Origin of the sequence: Microcoleus sp. LAD1_D5 (assembly GCF_036702115.1) — a bacterium.
Taxonomy (GTDB): domain Bacteria; phylum Cyanobacteriota; class Cyanobacteriia; order Cyanobacteriales; family Microcoleaceae; genus Microcoleus.
This window is the reverse complement of sequence record NZ_JAUBSA010000102.1, coordinates 1-15,571: the sequence shown is the minus strand read 5'-3', so window position 1 is coordinate 15,571 and position 15,571 is coordinate 1. Positions and strand designations below refer to the sequence as shown.

Annotated in this window: 15 protein-coding genes and 1 pseudogene; 8 read left to right on the top strand and 8 right to left on the bottom strand. The window is 46.0% G+C overall.

Features of this window, described 5'->3' with window-relative positions:
* Nucleotides 1–210 precede the first annotated feature (210 nt).
* Nucleotides 211–1,074 (top strand): Uma2 family endonuclease, encoded by an 864-nt coding sequence (locus QUA70_RS26030; RefSeq protein WP_333350720.1) that lies wholly within the window; start codon nucleotides 211–213, stop codon nucleotides 1,072–1,074.
* A 24-nt stretch (nucleotides 1,075–1,098) separates the two neighbouring features.
* On the opposite strand, the gene QUA70_RS26025 is transcribed toward QUA70_RS26030, so the two are convergent.
* Both QUA70_RS26025 and QUA70_RS26020 read right to left on the bottom strand, forming a co-directional pair.
* A complete protein-coding gene (locus tag QUA70_RS26025) occupies nucleotides 1,099–1,578 on the bottom strand; it encodes a GNAT family N-acetyltransferase (RefSeq protein WP_333350722.1) in 480 nt (159 codons plus the stop codon).
* A gap of 196 nt (nucleotides 1,579–1,774) precedes the next feature.
* The gene (locus QUA70_RS26020; RefSeq protein ID WP_333350723.1) at nucleotides 1,775–2,842 is read right to left on the bottom strand and encodes an FAD-dependent oxidoreductase; all 1,068 of its coding nucleotides are present in this window, start codon (nucleotides 2,840–2,842) and stop codon (nucleotides 1,775–1,777) included.
* Between the two features lie 273 nt (nucleotides 2,843–3,115).
* Here QUA70_RS26020 and QUA70_RS26015 point away from each other — a divergent pair, with 273 nt between their 5' ends.
* Both QUA70_RS26015 and QUA70_RS26010 read left to right on the top strand, forming a co-directional pair.
* A complete protein-coding gene (locus tag QUA70_RS26015; protein WP_333350725.1) occupies nucleotides 3,116–3,961 on the top strand; it encodes a YaaW family protein in 846 nt (281 codons plus the stop codon).
* A gap of 43 nt (nucleotides 3,962–4,004) precedes the next feature.
* Complete coding sequence (locus QUA70_RS26010; protein ID WP_333350727.1) at nucleotides 4,005–5,483, top strand: O-antigen ligase family protein; 1,479 nt, start codon at nucleotides 4,005–4,007, stop codon at nucleotides 5,481–5,483.
* Nucleotides 5,484–5,594: 111 nt separating this feature from the next.
* Here QUA70_RS26010 and glmS read toward each other — a convergent pair whose 3' ends face one another.
* The 5 genes from glmS to QUA70_RS25985 form a co-directional block, all read right to left on the bottom strand.
* Nucleotides 5,595–7,517 carry a glutamine--fructose-6-phosphate transaminase (isomerizing) gene (gene glmS, locus QUA70_RS26005; RefSeq protein WP_333324453.1) on the bottom strand — a complete coding sequence of 641 codons (1,923 nt, stop codon included), beginning with the start codon at nucleotides 7,515–7,517 and terminating at the stop codon, nucleotides 5,595–5,597.
* 158 nt (nucleotides 7,518–7,675) lie between these two features.
* Nucleotides 7,676–7,921: a photosystem I iron-sulfur center protein PsaC gene (gene psaC / locus QUA70_RS26000; RefSeq protein WP_015175986.1), complete on the bottom strand. Its 246-nt coding sequence runs from the start codon at nucleotides 7,919–7,921 to the stop codon at nucleotides 7,676–7,678.
* A gap of 269 nt (nucleotides 7,922–8,190) precedes the next feature.
* A complete protein-coding gene (locus QUA70_RS25995; protein WP_333324455.1) occupies nucleotides 8,191–9,096 on the bottom strand; it encodes a CoB--CoM heterodisulfide reductase iron-sulfur subunit B family protein in 906 nt (301 codons plus the stop codon).
* Nucleotides 9,097–9,279: 183 nt separating this feature from the next.
* Nucleotides 9,280–9,462 carry a hypothetical protein gene (locus QUA70_RS25990; RefSeq protein ID WP_333324457.1) on the bottom strand — a complete coding sequence of 61 codons (183 nt, stop codon included), beginning with the start codon at nucleotides 9,460–9,462 and terminating at the stop codon, nucleotides 9,280–9,282.
* Between the two features lie 272 nt (nucleotides 9,463–9,734).
* On the bottom strand, nucleotides 9,735–9,890 hold the full coding sequence (locus QUA70_RS25985) for a hypothetical protein (RefSeq protein WP_333410725.1): 156 nt from the start codon (nucleotides 9,888–9,890) through the stop codon (nucleotides 9,735–9,737).
* Nucleotides 9,891–10,014: 124 nt separating this feature from the next.
* On the opposite strand from QUA70_RS25985, the gene QUA70_RS25980 reads away from it, so the two are divergent.
* The 5 genes from QUA70_RS25980 to QUA70_RS25960 all read left to right on the top strand — a co-directional run bounded on the left by QUA70_RS25980 (nucleotide 10,015) and on the right by QUA70_RS25960 (nucleotide 15,266).
* Entirely contained in the window at nucleotides 10,015–10,593 is a 579-nt protein-coding gene (locus tag QUA70_RS25980) for a hypothetical protein (RefSeq protein WP_333324459.1), read from the top strand.
* 942 nt (nucleotides 10,594–11,535) lie between these two features.
* Nucleotides 11,536–11,790: an acyl carrier protein gene (gene acpP, locus QUA70_RS25975; RefSeq protein WP_333324461.1), complete on the top strand. Its 255-nt coding sequence runs from the start codon at nucleotides 11,536–11,538 to the stop codon at nucleotides 11,788–11,790.
* A 97-nt stretch (nucleotides 11,791–11,887) separates the two neighbouring features.
* Nucleotides 11,888–13,141 carry a beta-ketoacyl-ACP synthase II gene (fabF, locus tag QUA70_RS25970; protein WP_333324463.1) on the top strand — a complete coding sequence of 418 codons (1,254 nt, stop codon included), beginning with the start codon at nucleotides 11,888–11,890 and terminating at the stop codon, nucleotides 13,139–13,141.
* A gap of 107 nt (nucleotides 13,142–13,248) precedes the next feature.
* Nucleotides 13,249–14,556 (top strand): AAA family ATPase, encoded by a 1,308-nt coding sequence (locus QUA70_RS25965; RefSeq protein WP_333324465.1) that lies wholly within the window; start codon nucleotides 13,249–13,251, stop codon nucleotides 14,554–14,556.
* Nucleotides 14,544–15,266, top strand: coding sequence for a DUF4276 family protein (locus QUA70_RS25960; RefSeq protein ID WP_333324467.1), 723 nt, complete (start codon nucleotides 14,544–14,546; stop codon nucleotides 15,264–15,266). The genes QUA70_RS25965 and QUA70_RS25960 overlap by 13 nt, the downstream gene beginning before the upstream one ends.
* Nucleotides 15,267–15,400: 134 nt before the next feature.
* On the opposite strand, the pseudogene QUA70_RS25955 reads toward QUA70_RS25960, so the two are convergent.
* Nucleotides 15,401–15,571, bottom strand: a pseudogene (locus tag QUA70_RS25955) (photosystem II q(b) protein); the annotation flags it as partial.

The following is a 15,571-nucleotide window of genomic DNA, read 5'->3' as shown; positions in this document are numbered from 1 at the left end:
AGGGAAAAACTTTTTGACTCCAACTTTTCACAACTGATAAAAAATTCCACACACATCTGCGGAATGTGGGTTACACCAGTTTTCCATTTTTTTGTATGGAGATGGCTCGATTTTTCAGAACGAGGGCTATCTTCAACCACACAAATCGATCGACAATCGCTATGCTATAACAGAGCATCAGTTCGATCGCCAGTCGCTCGCGTACCAGCCATGACCCAAAGTCTTAGTGCGACAGGGTTGCCGCCCGCCTTCCCGGATCACACCCAACTCCCCGAATCAGACGGCACGTTCGTGAAGAACTTCCAAGAACATCCCCAGAGCATCCTGCTCACCGACTCCCTAGAAAGCACACTGCAAACGCTTCACCCCGACGGACAATATGCGATCGGGCAAGATAGTGGCATCTACTGGCGCGAAACCGACCCACCAGAACGCGGAGCCGAAGCCCCTGACTGGTTCTACGTCCCCAACGTTCCGCCTTTGTTAGACGGCGAAATTCGTCGCTCTTACGTGATTTGGCGCGAGTATATGGTGCCAATAATTGCGATCGAATTGGCGAGTGGAGATGGTTCCGAAGAACGAGACAACACGCCTTTATCTCGTTTGCCAGAAGGTACTACTCAGAAACCAGGGAAGTTTTGGGTATACGAACAGATTATCCGCATTCCCTACTACGCCATCTATGTAATTAAAACCAGCCAACTCGAAGTCCACAATTGGGTGAATGGCCGCTATCACCGATTGGAACCGAACGATCGCGGACATTACCTGATCGACCGCATGGGAGTAGAGTTAGGCGTATGGGAAGGCAGCTATCAAAATCAGACACAGCGTTGGTTGCGCTGGTGGGATAACCAGGGGAATTTGTTGCTGACGGGGAGCGAGCAAGCTCGACTCGAACGCCTTCACACGGAACAGGAACGCCAGCGGGCTGAAGCTGAGCGTCAACGAGCTGATCGCGTGGAGCAAACACAACGAGATGCCATCCCCCAACTACTGGCAATGGGTTTAACCGTCGAACAAGTTGCCCAGGCGCTTTCTCTGTCGGTGGAGGAGGTGCAGCGTTTGGGATAAAGCTCTGCTTCTTTGTCCTTGCTATTACAATAACTTCTCCATAAATACATGACATGGACTATCGTTGTATCTCTCAATTGGATAAAAGCCAAGCTTTCTATAAAGTTTGAGTGCGTCTGGTTGTCGCTCTTCGTTTGCTAAGTCAAGCCTAATCTTCCGATAACCTGCCGCGAGTGCGAAATCAAAGAGTATTTGAGCCATTTTCCAGCCTAACCCCTGTCCTCGATACTCTTTGAGAAACCACATCCGCTTAAGTTCGCAGATTTCATCATCGAGTTTTCGGATTGCTCCAGTGCCTACAACCTGCTCACCGTCAACCACTACCAAGAAGGTGCCGTTATTGTCGAAATAGTGCGATCGTACATTGTCAATATCAGACATCGAATCATAGCCCCTCAACTCATCCTTAGTTAGTACGCCATGCCAAATTTCTAGACATACCGCCATGACTACTTGCTTGGCTTGTTCAATTTGATGTTGCTTGATTGGTTTAATCTCAACCACTTGCTTTGCTTTAAATTGTCATTACATAACCAAACCTAACATTAGTAGGGCTTACGCATAAATATCAAAGAAACCGGGTTTTTCACCAGTGTTAAAATCTCAAATACAGTATTTCCGTAAAAAACCAGGTTTCTGCGTAATTCCTAATCAGCTTAACTTTTATTTTCTTACGAACAGAACCTGACTTTTAGCCATATTACCAATTTAGGGTTGAATCTAAGGGCAAATTTTGCAACTGAGAATTTACCCAATTAGCCGCCGCCAAACCCGATCGCAAAGCACCCTCTATTTGACCTTCCCCGCACAAATCCCCCGCACAAACCAAGGGCAAAGTCCCCCCAGCAGGCAAACAAGAAACAGGCAAAGGATTTCGACAAAAAGCATAGCGCCAGCGGTGAACCTGTAACCATTCCGGCTGTTTCAGCCAAGGGATTAAAGATTCAGAAGTGCGATCGAGCAATTCCCGACCGACAGTTTCCAAATCAGCAGCTTCTAAATAGCGTTCTGCAAAATTTGCACTGCTGTGAACCACAAACACCGGCTGCTGCGGATCGAGCCGCTTGCTACTATCTAAACCAACCCAAGCTAAATCAGCATGATCTGGAAAAGAAACAGATTTCCACTGCGAATTTAGATTACTTAAATCTTGCTGTTTTGTCCCAGAATAGCCAGCCATAACGGTAATGCAAGGGTCGTACTCTACAGAACGCAATTTGTCAATTAAATCAGGTTTAAAACCAATTTCCGAATTCAAAAACATTAAAGCTTGAGGAGCCGGAATTGCTACTACAACAGCCTTAGCAATCAATTCTTGAGGCGTCTGTAAATTGTCATCAGTAACTTCCAGAGAAAGCTGCCACATTTGGTTATCTGTAGTAGAAATAGCTTGTACGCGGCGGCCAAACCAAATCTCTAAACCCTCCGCTAGATACTTACCCACAGCATTCATTCCAGCAGGTGCGACATAACAACAACTAGGAATAGCAGAAAGTTTTCCCTGTCTGAATTCCCAGACAGTATCAGTCCAGAGTTTGAGGATGTGCCGATCGAACAAAACCTCAATTAACCCCTGCACCCCATCCCCCTGCGGTTCCAGATACCGCGCCCCGTGATCGGCCCTAGTGCCCTGTACGCGGCGGGTAGCAACACGTCCCCCCGCACCGCGAGATTTCTCAACAACCGCCACAGCATAACCAGCTTGACGCAACCGTTGAGCGCAACTCAGCCCCGCCATACCCGCACCAATCACCGCAACATCAAACATAATCAATCAGTCAGCCTTATGAATCTACACATCAGCTTAAAGGCTGCGAGCTGAATTTGCACCTTACCGATGACTCAAAAGAGCTGTAGCTTGCGGGGCGGGACGCCATAGCCCTGCACCAAGTAGTAGAATAAAGGACAGCACAAATCCATGATTAAGACCAGATAAAAAAATGCCACTGTGGGTAAATCCTAAATCCCAATGGTTGTCTACCAGCAGCAATCTAAAATCTAAAATCTAAAATCTAAAATCGAATAGGGGAGGGCAACAGTCTTGGACGAACTCAGAGCAGCACTAGAATTGACAACAGAAGAAGAATTGCAGCAACTAACAGAACTTCTGTTCAGCCGCAAGTTTAACCCTTTAGATTACGTGCAAACCCCCGCACCCATAGACGTACAAAGTCGCGATCGCCAAGCATGGCTCGACGCCGTAGAACAGCGGTTTCGCTATCTTGCAGCCGACGGGTTGACGGTACTCAGAGGGCGAACCCAACAAGTCACTTACAGACAAGCACTAATTCAAGTTTGTCGCTATCTCAAAATCCCTTATCCCAAACAGTTGTCAACCACCGACTTAGAGGCAGAAGTATTTCTGCACTTAATGGGGCGGGCGTGGAAGCGTTTACCGGCAGATGAACAGCAAGCGCTGACAGTGCGCGTACAGCGAGCGATCGTTGAGTCCAAACTCTCAGAACCCCTGCCAATTTCTGCAGAAAAAGACCCCCTGGGTTTACTGTTCAAAGGTGGCAGCGCTTTAGCTGTTAGTTCCATCTTAAAACCAATGTTGCTCAAACTAATGGCCAATCAATTTGCGCTGCATTTTGCCACCTATCAAATGGCAAAACAAGGAGTGCTTGCAGGCACTGCAACTGCAGCAACCCAGTTTCAAAATTATGTCGCAATTCAGACGGCGCGGCGCGGTATGGCGGTAAGTGCAGCTCGTTACGGTGCGACGCGGAGCGTATTTTCTTTGGTCGGCCCGGTAATGTGGACTTGGTTTTTAGCGGATTTGGGTTGGCGATCGATTTCCACGAACTACGGCCGCATTATCCCGACCATTTTTGCCCTAGCTCAAATTCGCCTGACGCGATCGGAATGCGTTTGGGAACTAGCTTAACGATGGTAAATTGTAGATTTTAGATTTGAGATTGGGAGTGTGGGTGAATATCAAAAATCGGTTGAAATTAGCTGCCAAACAGACAGCCGAAAATCTCAAGTCTCGCCTCCAAAAACATCCAGATACCCGCCTGCAAATCCCTTGGAATTTCGCCCAAGTGGGGATGCTGATTTTTCCCTTAATTCCGATTTTGGGAGCTTTAGGTTTATTCCTGGGATTGGCCGGCACTTGCAAGCAAAAGTTCCGTCAAATTAGTCGCCGCCCGTTGAATCGAGGATTCGCAATTCTGAGCGCCCTGCTAGTCGTCACAGCGGTTTTTGCCCACAACCGCATTGAGGCTTTTGTAGGGTTGTACAATTTCTTGCCGTTCTTTATACTGTTTGCCGCTTTCAGCAGTTTAATTCAAACTTTGCCTCAATTGCGGCAATTGTCTTGGATGATTGTAATTAGTTCAATTCCAGTGATAATTTTAGGCCTGGGACAGCAATTTTTAGGCTGGAGTGGCATCGATCAATTGCAGCCTGTTTTTGGCTGGGTACTCGCACCCCAAGGCAATCCCCCCGGCCGCATGGCTTCTGTGTTTATGTACGCTAATATTTTAGCTTGCTATCTGACGATTGCTTTTATTTTAGCACTGGGACTGTGGATGGTAGAAGTCAGTTGTCAATTGTCCGTTGGCGGTCGTCACCACTTACCAATGCCCAATGCCCAATGCCCAATGCCCAATGCCCAATTCCTATTTTTAAGTTTTGCAGCGATCGGAAATGCTGTTGCTTTGATTTTTACTAATTCTCGCAATGCTTGGGGACTGGCAGTTTTGGCAGTTTTGGCTTTTGCATTTTATGCGGGTTATAAAAAATTATTAGCTGCGGTTTTTAGTTTGGCTAGCACAGTTTTTTTGTCTGCCTTTGGCCCGGAACCACTGCGGCAGTATTTGCGAATAATTGTCCCTGCTTTCTTTTGGGCTAGACTCACCGACGAGATGTTCCCAAATCGACCGACTGCTACTTTGAGAAAAACTCAGTGGGAATTTGCTTGGTCCATGACTCAGCAGCGTCCTTGGACTGGTTGGGGATTGCGAAATTTTACGCCTCTCTATCAAGCTCAAATGCAAGAATGGCTGGGTCATCCTCACAGTTTGATACTGATGTTGACTGCGGAAACGGGAATACCCGCAACGCTTTTGTTGTTTGGTTTAGTTGGTTGGGTTTTGGCTAGGGGTGTTTTGCTGCTGGCGAATTGGCCGCTTTTTTCGGCGGATATCAAACACGAGCAAATAGCAACACAGGAAGTAGCGGAAAATGCTTTAGTGTTCAATCAAAAATCTATAATTAATAGCACAAATCAGGTAGTTTCTCAAGATGTAATAGCGGCCGATCGCCTAATTTTTTTCAGTTATTTATTAGCCTTCGCCGCCTGTACGCTTTTTAACACTGTAGATGTGACACTGTTTGATTTTCGACTCAATACTACAAGCTGGTTGCTGTTAGCCGCAATTTGCGGAGTCAGCCAGAGGAAATAGGCGATCGGGCATCGGGCATCGGGCATCGGTTATTGGTTATTGGTTATTAGAACGAACAACCAACAACCAACAACCAACTAATGACTAATGACTACTGACTAATAACTTCCTTTATTCTACCGTCACTGACTTCGCCAAATTGCGAGGCTGATCCACATCCAAACCTCGACGCGCCGCAATGTGATAAGCCAACAATTGCAGCGGAATCACTGTTACAATCGGCGACAATAATTCATCCACCAAAGGCACCGGCAAAATGTAGTCAAAAATCTCGGCTTCCGCCACACCTTGCTTCGGCGTAACGCCAATTAAACGGGCGTCGCGGGCCTTCGCTTCCTGAGCGTTAGAAAGCACCTTTTCGTAGACGCTTCCTGGCATGGCGATCGCCACTACAGGCACTTTCGCATCCAAAAGGGCGATCGGGCCGTGTTTCATCTCTCCCGCCGGATACCCTTCGGCGTGAATGTAGCTAATTTCCTTCAGTTTCAGCGCCCCTTCCAAAGCAATCGGAAAGTTAATTCCCCGCCCCAAAAAAATAAAATCTTGGGTGTCTGTAAACTGGTGGGACAATTCCTCCACATACTGTTCTTGAATCTCCAAATACTTCTCAATTTCCGCTGGCAACTGGCGCAAAGCTACAATAATCTCTGCCAATCTCTCGCTGCTGATTGTTTGCCGCTGGTGCGCCAAATCCAAAGCTAAGAAATAGAATGCCATCAACTGAGTAACAAAAGTTTTAGTGGCAGCCACGCCGATTTCTATACCGGCGTGGGTGTTGATTACGTGTGGCATCATGTGGGCGATCGAACTTTCGGTTCTGTTAGTAATGCCTAACATTCTCGCCCGGAATTTATCAGTAAAACCAGCGCGGCGCTGCTGTTCCATCCCCAAAGCAGCCAGCGTGTCCGCCGTTTCTCCCGACTGTGTTACCCCAATAGTTAAAGTATTTGCTGTCAGCGGTGCCGGTGCGTAGCGGTACTCAGAAGCGTACTGCACCGCAGTGGGAATATTAGCTAACTGTTCCAACAAATATTTGCCGATTAGCGAGGCGTGCCAGCTCGTTCCGCAGGCGAGAATTGAAATTTGTTCGACATCGGCGCAAAGTTCCTTGGGCAAGTTGAGATTGATGGGAGAGCGCGGATTTCCTGGCTGCCAATCGCTGTCTAAATAAGCCTCTAAACAAGCTCTGACTACGGCGGGCTGTTCGTAAATCTCCTTGTGCATGAAGTGTTTGAAGCCTTGTTTTTCGACTAAAACCGGACTCCAACCAAGGATGCGCGGGCTTTTTTTCAGCCTTTCCCCTGCAAAGCTGTAAACTTCTACTCCCATCGGAGTTAGCCTTGCCAATTCGCCATTTTCCAACGACAAAACAGTGCGGGTGTGAGATACTAAGGCCGGCGTGTCGGAAGCGCAGAAAAATTCGCCAGCACCAAAGCCAATCACCAAAGGAGCTTGCTGTCGGGCGACAATTATTTCGTCGGGAAAATCGGCGCAAATAACGGCGATCGCAAAGGCTCCTTCTAACCGATTTACCACCTTTGCAACGACTTCTAAAAACGACAAATCAGCAATTTTTTCTGGTTTTTTCTCTTTTCTTTCTTCCTTCTCCCTTTTTGCTTCTGCAAAAAACTCAGCTATTAAATGAGGAATAACTTCTGTATCGGTATCCGAGACAAATTTATGTCCCTTTGCTTTCAATTCTTTCCGCAAATCGCGATAATTTTCGACAATTCCATTTTGAACTACCGCAATTCGCCCGCTATTATCCAGGTGAGGGTGAGCGTTATATTCCTCTGGTTTGCCGTGAGTTGCCCAGCGGGTGTGTCCGATGCCAATGGGAGCCGGAGAGTCTATCTCTGCTAGCTTTTCCCGGAGGTTGTGCAATTTGCCCTTTGCTCGGACGCAGGTAATTTCCCCTTCCGAGATGGTAGCGAGACCCGCTGAATCGTAGCCCCGGTATTCTAGTTTCTCCAATCCTGCTAGCAAAATCTCGCTTGCTGCTTGCGTGCCAATATAGCCAACGATTCCGCACATTTAACGTACTACTCCTGCTTAGCGATCGCAATAAAACTCACGTTTTATCATTTTTACCTTCTTCCGGCCCCAGAATGCCGATTCCGCGACAAAAAAAGAAGGGGCAATGTAATCGCCCCCTCTCTTGTGCCCGTAATTCGATCGGTGTCGATCGATATTTAGTAGGCTAGACCCATACTGCGAGTGGTTTCGGCTCCCAGGTAAACCCGGATGCTCAGAAAATCGGTGGGGCAAGCAGTTTCGCACCGCTTGCAGCCTACACAGTCTTCGGTGCGGGGAGATGAGGCAATCTGAGCTGCTTTGCAGCCATCCCAGGGCACCATCTCCAAAACGTCAGTCGGACAAGCGCGGACGCATTGAGTGCAGCCGATGCAAGTATCGTAAATTTTGACTGAATGAGACATTGAATAAAGGCTCCCAACGAGTCACTAAAAATTTCCTTGCTCTGCGAATTAACAGATTTGACGGCGAGATGCCACCGCTATAGCCTGCACAGAGAATTAAAGGTTAGTCTACCGCAGTGCCTGGAAGCACTTAGCGAAAAAGCGACAAAACTTCACAGTTATTCACGCTGCGAGCCTTATCAAAGTAGGTTCCTACTGAGTACGTCCGTGGTTAGAGCGGAGTTATCAAGGACGGACATCTTTACTACAAATCTGTGTAAATCGATCCACTAAAAGCCTAATTTTTCTAACACGGGCTTTGTGGAAACAATATGTCGATCGAGTCCTAGTTTTTTCGGCTCCACACCCAAAGCTAAAGCCACCAATTGCGACAAATGCAACACGGGCAAACCCAACTTGCGCCCGATTACTTTTTCCACCTCCGGCTGTCGCGAATCCAAATTTAAATGACAAAGCGGACAAGGCGTTACCATACAATCAGCGCCATTGTCAAGAGCATCTTGAATGTGTTTGCCGGCCATCCCAAAAGATTGCTCAGTTGCGTAACTCGCCAGCGGCCAACCGCAGCACTGCGTCCGCCCTCGATAATAAACCGGAGTTGCCCCGATCGCCCGAAATACATTTTCCATCGATTCCGGTTGGTGCGGGTCATCGTAAAGCAGCTTATCCTGAGCTCGCAGCAGATAGCACCCGTAAAAAGACGCGCACTTCAAACCCGAAAGCTTGCGGGTGACTCGCTTCTGCACCTCCTCCAGCCCGTAATCTGCAACGATCGCCCACAACAGATGTTTCACCTCGGTACTGCCTTGATAAGGTGAACAGCCTTGTTTTTCCAGTAAACCGTTAACTTTATCTACGTAGTTGGGATCAGTTTTCTGAGATTCCTTGAGGCGATCGTCCACATGACCGATTACCCCTTGACAAGTGCTGCAATGCGTCAGCAAAGGCAGATTCAGTTCCTCAGCCAACGCAATATTGCGAGCGTTGACAGTATCTTCCAGTAACTGCGAATCTTCCTTGAAAGTGCCAGAACCGCAGCAGGAAGCTTTTTTGAGTTCCACCAGTTCAATCCCCAACGCTTGAGTCAGCGCTTGGGTAGACAAGTAAAGTTCGCGGGCCGCCCCTTGGGCAACGCAACCGGGAAAGTAAGCATATCTGAGAGTTTGGGATGGCATAATCGTTTCTGCAGGGGAGAAAAGGCAAGGGACAAGAAACGAGAGCGGTGGAGGTCGGGATGCTTCCTGCTTCGTTTCCCCTCTCCATATCCTTACAGAAAACTCGCGTGAAAGCCCCCCTCTTTTAAGGCACAGATGAAACGCAGTTTTCAGGTTGGTGGCGGGGCGATCGGGCTAATCTGCTTAAGGCGCTTGTGGAAAAATTGCATCGCTGATGGTTCGTCTAGACACTGGAATCGATCGCACCCTCAAAGTTATGTATCTGCGAGCACTGCTGGGCAAGCAAAAATGAGTTACTAAGTTTGTCAGTTCGCAAAGGCGAAGGGCGATCGCACTAGCATAAGTAATTGTTAAGCGATCGAGCATAGCACATCGTTACAGCCGACCCATTAGAGTGTTATGATTTAAGAGTAAATAAGCCAAGGTGGCTGAACTAAACCGTTAGCTTGCTGGGTTATCAGTGGGACTGTACTTCAATGCTGTCGGTAGTTGCAAAATCATCGGGTTCCAGACATAGCGGTAGTTTATGATTCTGCTTTTCATCTCAGCCAAGATGTCAAATCATGCAGTCGGGTCAAGCACAATTGCCCCAAACCGTCACAATTTACAAAGCTCCTCAAAAAGAGCAAGGGCAAAAGTTACTGGAGGAGGGGTTTTAACCCACTGATTTCTCCTACAATTCTCCCTACCTTGATGGGAGTTGCTACTTTGCTAGTCCAAATGACAGAAGTATTGCCGAGGAGTTCAATCAAAACTTCAAGAACGCCTTCTTGAAGTTTTGATCGTTCGGGCAAGCTAGGATCAAGATTTCAAAACGCTTGAGTATCGCTATGATAAGAATGAAGGTTTTGAGCGGATTGAGGTAGTCATTACCGGCCGATACTTCCTAAACATAAATGATTTGGAGGGAATTCAATAATGTTAAACTCAATAATGTTCGACTGGCAACAGTTAGCCCAGATCAAAGAGCTCAAAGAATATTTTGAAACTGATTTCGACGGATTTAGTAAACGGATTGAGCATCATATTCATGAATTGCATAAAATCGAATCAAAAGAGCTTGATAACCTCGCAATTTTACGAGTTCTTGAAGTTACAAATGGTTGCATTCAATGGGGATTTAGACGAAAAGATGAGGGATGCTTATCAGTTGAACAGACCCGTGAATGTATGAAGAAGGTGATTGGATTTATTCAAAATAAAACAATCGATTTTCCAAGTGGAGAGTCTATTCATTTTACTTCACCCATTAAACAATTGATTGAGGAGGGACGTGGGCTTTACCAAGATGCATTCAAGAAAAATATTCCCGATAAAGAGAAAGAATACTATGCATATTCGACGGCTCAGTTCTTAGTATACGGTCGCCCACGTTTGAATGCTGCACTTCAATTAGTAAAACAGGAGTTTGAATCTCTGTTTACAACGTACTATATCGAAAAAGGTCGCAATTATATTGCCCCATATATGGAGGCGCTTCTTCCTGAAAATCCATGAAATGAGGGGAATCATCCACAATTGATGGACAAAGTGCAATCTCTGATCTTGTAAGTAGAGTTGATGTTAAGCTGTCTAACAATTCGCTTGGAGCCGGCTGGCGAAAGTCACTGGTGTAGATGCAATGGTTGTGACAGCCCCTCAAGCACACCGTTAGGCGGAACAGATGGCGCCTGTTAAATTTGTCGTTTTTCAGCCGAGATTAAGCAAGCAAAGATGGTTGGCTCCGTTGTTGAGTCCAGAGAAGCTATGGGCGCTCGCGAAACATAAGTAATTGTGAAGTGATCGGTGTATAACATATCCTTGGATCTGACAAAAGTGATATTTTGGTGTTGAGATCGAGGCGCTCGTTTGCCGCTCAATTCAGACGTTATGTGTAGGGAAGGAATATGAAGAAGGTTTTTATCGTAGGCGCATCCGGGAAACTCGGGCAGTACATGGTGCAGCAGGCGCTAGATAGGGGCTAAGAGGTGGTTGGTGTTTGTCGGGAACGCAGCGTAGGCAAACTCCATCGTTGTACAGATGCGATGTACAGATGCGATACTTCCATTGAGTCCGTTGAGGTTATCTGAGTGCGATCGCAAGTAGGAAAGCAAGACGGATCGTATGCGTTTGGGCGTTGCTTTTGAGAATTTCTAGGGGACAAGCAGTCACTAGGGCATGATCTCTTGGAGATAGTCATTCAATCAGTCCGGGACGCAAAAATTGCTTTGCAACACTATTGGTAGCGGTAAGGTACGGTGTGCACCGCCAGATAGAGTTTATGCCTCCAGAACTATTCAAATAGCGATCGCCACCCCATAACAGTCCTAGAGTTGCTGCGATCGTCCGTGTCCCAATTGCCACCGCCCCGTGTCACTTAGAAAAGCGGCCAGCATTTCTATTGCAGCTCCCCCTTTCGGATAAGATTAGATACGCAGCAACCAATGAGGACACGATGTTATGAGCCCAGACGACATTTTTGCTAAAGTCAAGAAAATTGTGGCAGAGCAACTGGAAGTCGATCCGAGCGAAGTCAAGCCCGAAGCCAACTTTGCTAACGATTTAGGAGCAGATTCCTTAGATACTGTAGAGCTGGTCATGGCATTGGAAGAAGAGTTTGATATTGAAATTCCCGACGAAGCAGCCGAAGGAATTACTACGGTTCAAGCTTCTGTAGATTTCATCAGCAGCAAACTTGCAGCTCCAAAAGCATAAAATACCTGCCTTTTCCCCTAAGAGGAGAGAAGTTAGAAAACTGGAAACTCCTCTTTTGTTCTGCGTTCTGGGTGTTTAATTTTTTGAAACTGAAATCATGACAAATTTAGAGCGTAAGCGCGTTGTTATCACGGGTCTCGGCGCGATTACACCGATCGGCAATACCTTGTCCGAATATTGGGATGGGTTGCTTACGGGGAAGAATGGTATAGGCCCGATCACCTTATTCGACCCGTCGCGGCACGACTGCCGCTTTGCCGCAGAGGTGAAGGGTTACGACCCACACGACTATTTAGACCGCAAGGAAGCAAAGCGGATGGATCGCTTTGCTCAGTTTGGGGTGTCAGCGAGCAAACAAGCTGTTGCTGATGCGAAGTTTGAGATTAATGACCTGAACGCAGAACAGGTGGGTGTCATTCTTGGCACTGGCATTGGCGGCCTGAAGGTTTTAGAAGATCAGCAAGAGATATATCTGAATCGCGGCCCCGATCGATGCAGCCCGTTTATGATTCCCATGATGATTGCGAATATGGCCGCGGGCCTGACGGCGATTCAAACGGGCGCTAAAGGACCAAACTCTTGCACCGTGACGGCTTGCGCTGCCGGGTCAAATGCCGTGGGTGATGCGTTTCGCCTAGTTCAGGGGGGTTACGCGCAAGCCATGATTTGCGGCGGTACTGAAGCTGCGGTGACACCTTTGTGCGTGGCGGGTTTTGCTGCAGCCAGGGCGCTTTCGACTCGCAATGATGACCCGACTCATGCTTCTCGTCCGTTCGATCGCGATCGTGATGGTTTTGTCGTCGGCGAAGGTGCTGGCATTCTGATTCTAGAAGAAATGGAACACGCTCTGGCGCGTGGCGCGAAGATTTACGCAGAAATCGTCGGCTACGGTTTAACCTGCGATGCGTATCACATGACTTCGCCGGTACCGGGGGGCGAAGGTGCCTCGCGAGCAATGGCTTTAGCCCTCAAGGATGGGGGTTTGACACCCGATATGGTGAGCTATATCAACGCTCACGGCACGAGCACGCTTCCCAACGATTCTACGGAAACGAAGGCGATTAAGAAGGTTTTGGGAGAGCACGCTTATAAAGTAGCAATTAGTTCTACCAAGTCAATGACGGGTCATCTTTTGGGCGGTTCTGGGGGAATTGAAGCGGTGGCGACGGTAATGGCGATCGCCAATGACAAAATCCCGCCGACAATTAATCTGGAAAATCCCGATCCTGAGTGCGATTTGGACTATGTTCCTCATACAAGCCGCGATCTAAAAGTTGATGTGGCGCTGTCGAATTCCTTTGGATTTGGCGGCCACAACGTGACTCTGGCATTCAAGAAGTTTGTTCAGTAACGGCTAATCCAAAATCGAGAGTTAAAGGGTAAAAAAATATTTTTTTACCTTTGTAGGGTAGGCATCTTGCCTGCCCTAACTTTCTGAAGTATCACCGGAGCGATCGTATGAATCAACCAATTATTCGATTTTTGACAACCAAGAATTATAAAAATCTATACTTAGATCCATCTGTAAATTTAAACAACCTTAATATATTTATCGGCTCAAACGGTTCAGGCAAAAGCAATTTTATCAGTTGTTTAAAATTTTTAAAAGATTGCCTAATAGCTATTCCCGACGCAAATCGGGACGTGAGTAGTTTTGAGGATGCTGTTTCTAAAATTGGTGGTGGTAGAATTTTAGATGTCAATGTTGAAAGTCCAGCAAAGGTCAGTATAGCTTGCTGTTTTTCGCAAATTAACCAAACTGGTAATCTTCAAAAAGACAGCGCAATTCTTGATTTCAAACTTTATACCGATCGACAAAAAGTAAGGGCGAGCATGTCTGAAGAATATCTATATGGCGGAGAAGATTTGCAGGAAACTTGCCGCCAGCCACCTTTCTATTACTATAAATTGCATAACAGAGAATTAGGGCAAGGAGTTTTATCTGTTTACAAGTCTCCCGGTCAAGAGTCAACTCAGTTTGAACCTTTAGATAACATTCCTACAAATTCTTTTGGTTTGTTGACAATTCCGACACTGCTTGAATATACTTTCTTACCACCAGAAAATACACCTATTTACAAAATTAGAAGAGAATTAATTGGATTTATTTCAAAATGGCAATTTTATAATGCCAATAACATGAATTTGAATTCAATTAGAACCGCAGAACCTAAAATAGGTGGTAGTGATATTTACCTATCTGCTTCGGGAGATAATCTGCCTTTAGTATTGTACAATTTAAACCAAAAATCTATCAATTTTGAAGATAGCATTAACGAGGCAATGAAGTCCATCCTGCCAAAAACTCGTCGCCTTAGAGCTTTACCTTCTGGTCGCCTATCTCTCACTGTAGAATGGTATTTTGAAGGTATTGATGATGAAGCATTTTACCTAAATGAAATGTCGGATGGAACTGTCAGGATGCTTTGTTGGGCAACTATATTACATTCTCCACTTCTTCCTTCTTTGATAGTCATTGATGAACCTGAATTAGGATTGCACGTCTCGTGGATGCCAATTTTAGCTGAGTGGATTAAAAAAGCTGCCACCAGAACTCAGATAATTATTACCACGCATAGTCCCGACCTTTTAGATCACTTTACCGATCGTTTAGAGAATGTTCTTTGTTTTTATCCCGAAAACAGAACCCATTTCTCAGTCAAATCTCTTTCAAAAGAAATGCTGGAGCCAAAACTTGAAGAGGGATGGCAATTAGGTGACTTATACCGTGTTGGCGATCCAAGTATTGGAGGATGGCCGTGGTAGTGTGGGTTTTCTCTGGTGGCGGTGAGGCTGAGGTTAGAGGATTCTTTCCTTTTTTAGAAAAAACTTTTCCGGGCTGTAGATTTGAACGAAAAACACCCGTTCGTCAAAAACCTGGCCCTAAAGCTAATAAGGCAAGTAGTTACGGCAGAACAGGTAAAAATTTAATCGAACAAATCAAGCAAGAATTTCCTATTGCCTTAAAAGCGGAAACAAATAAATGCGACTTGATTTTAGTTTTTGACGATTTGGATTGCCGCGATTCTCAGACACAAAAATCAAAAATATTGGCAGAGTTATCAAAAATACCAGAATGTGCTGACATCAAAAAATTTGTTGGGTTTGCCGCGCCGGAAATCGAAGCTTGGATTATTGCTGATTGGAATAATTCAATAGCTAAACATTCAGATTTTCGAGGCAAAAGACATGAACGCATGCGTTGGTGGCTAAGTACACAAAGAAAAGTTTCTTTTGAGAATCCAGAAGCATTTAGTGAATACGATGCTGAAAAAGATTGCTGTCGAGAAAAACTATCAGAATATTTAATTGAGTCAAGTGTTCAAGATGAACTCGATCGCGATAAAGCACGCTTTTCTAAAGGAGATCATACTCCTTTGCTATTGAGGGAAATCGATCCAAATGAAGTCCAGAAAAAATGTCCCTTATTTCGCGAACTCTATAACTATCTCAATAATTTTTGTCGTTGTCCATAAAGGGTCAGATAAAAATTTATTTAGGTAAACTGTAAGCCAACTTTTGCAAAGCATTAGTAGTGTTAAATTAGATTTTCCTCAAACAAAAAGCGCCCCTATTTCTAGGAGCGCTTTTTGTAATCGATAGCTAAAACTTAGCCATTGATAGAAGGAGCAACCAAAGCTACGGGAGTAGTTTCACCAGCAGCCAAATCGAGAGGGAAGTTGTGAGCATTGCGCTCGTGCATCACTTCCATACCCAAGTTAGCGCGGTTGATCACATCAGCCCAAGTATTGATCACACGACCTTGAGAGTCGATAATCGA